Below are 1,638 nucleotides of genomic sequence, written 5' to 3'. Positions count from 1 at the left end.
AAGTAATTTAAAGGACTCTTTATTCTCTTCTTTACTCTATGAAAAAGTGATTTCTAAAACTAAATAATATTTTTTACCTGTGTCTAACAAAAAATAAACACCATTAAAACGTGTGTTTATTTAGACCGTTGTAGCCAATTAAACTGAATGCGAAAAACAGTCGAATTTATAGAAGATAGAATTAAGTGGAGAGCTTCTCAACATAATCTGCCGAATAAAAATGTATTTTTATTTGAGAACTTTACTGACGAAGTCAAAATGAAATACTTAAATCATTTTGACGAAAAAGATAGCGGAAAAATAATCTTACTATTTACGGATTCAAAGAATAATTGGACAGCATTAGGAACAAAAAGAATTATTGGGTATGATGGAACAAAACTCAACTCTGTAAAATTAGATGCAATTGAAGATGTGGATTCTAAAAATCGGAAAGAATATTTCGAAAAAGCAGAAGCTGGTGAAACTAAACTCAAAAAAAATAAAAAACACAACGAACGCGAATTGTTAGTCACTGAATTTGACGGGAAAGAAACGATTTTTATTACGAAAAAAGGAAATGACTTATTCTCTCTCTGGAATATTATGATTATGATAACAAGATTAAATAAATAAACTGGCCACAACACCATATATGTGATCATAGCAGCAAAGTGATCAATCCAGTGGTGATTGTATTTTTGGTAAGGCGCAGTGCTTGCAGAAAGTAAAAGTTAGCAACCAATGCGCAGAAAAATCGAAAAGCAGGTAACATTTTGCTCTGCTACGACACATATACAAAACGTTAACATTAATTTGAAAAAATTAAAAAACAAATATTGAAAAATGAAAATTTACTTCTTATATCTTTTTATCTCATTATTATCAACATCTGTTTTTAGTCAAAATAAATATTCAATAATATATGAAGCTGATGCTAATGGTGAAGTAATATCAGGGAATATTAATGATTTAAAAACGGCTATTCAAAATGGAAACCCTATAAGAGTCGGGTGGACTTTGAAATTACAAAATGACAAAGGAGATGTCAAAGAATTAGAGCATTGGACTGACTCAAAATTTCTAACTATAATAGACAACAACGTTTATGCTCAAATACACTCAATTTATCAACAAATAACGGATTTCAATAATCCTGATGGAGCATCAAAATTTTTAGACAATCAACCAAATGGATGGGTTGCAATTATAAGTACTTCTGGGATTATGAGACAAAAATATGCAGATATCTTAAAGTGGACTGAAGGTATGTCTAAAGAAGAAATTAATGCAATGGTTAGTGAGATGGAAACTTCAAAAGTGAAAACGAAATGGGCTACTATTGAATAAAAACTAATGTTAACATTATATATAAAATCAGAGCAAAGTTTGGTACCAATCGAAAGGTCATTTCCTTTTTGTAGTGGCGCTAAATTTTTATAAATTGTACAAGAAATAAAAATGCGCAGATAAATCGATTGGTTTAAGCTTACTTGCCCTGCTCCGATTCATATATTCAGCGTTAGGGCACATACTTGTTATCTGAAAAGCAAAACGCAATCTGAACCTGTCTGCGGACGAACCTCGATCGTGTGAACTGAGAATTTTTGCAGTGGTTTGTATCCGATCCAAAGTAAAAAAGCAATGAAAAAATCACTC

At 31.0% G+C, this 1,638-nt stretch carries 2 protein-coding genes; both read left to right on the top strand.

Features of this window, described 5'->3' with window-relative positions:
* The first annotated feature begins 147 nt into the window (after positions 1-147).
* Positions 148-615 carry a hypothetical protein gene (locus FOF46_RS30760; protein WP_143919239.1) on the top strand — a complete coding sequence of 156 codons (468 nt, stop codon included), beginning with the start codon at positions 148-150 and terminating at the stop codon, positions 613-615.
* A gap of 210 nt (positions 616-825) precedes the next feature.
* Positions 826-1,329, top strand: coding sequence for a hypothetical protein (locus FOF46_RS30755; RefSeq protein WP_066315021.1), 504 nt, complete (start codon positions 826-828; stop codon positions 1,327-1,329).
* Positions 1,330-1,638: the final 309 nt, after the last annotated feature.

Origin of the sequence: Aquimarina algiphila (assembly GCF_007489275.1) — a bacterium.
In the GTDB taxonomy this organism is placed as follows: domain Bacteria; phylum Bacteroidota; class Bacteroidia; order Flavobacteriales; family Flavobacteriaceae; genus Aquimarina; species Aquimarina algiphila.
The sequence above is the reverse complement of the archived record's forward strand: the minus strand, read 5'-3'. Positions and strand labels throughout refer to the sequence as shown.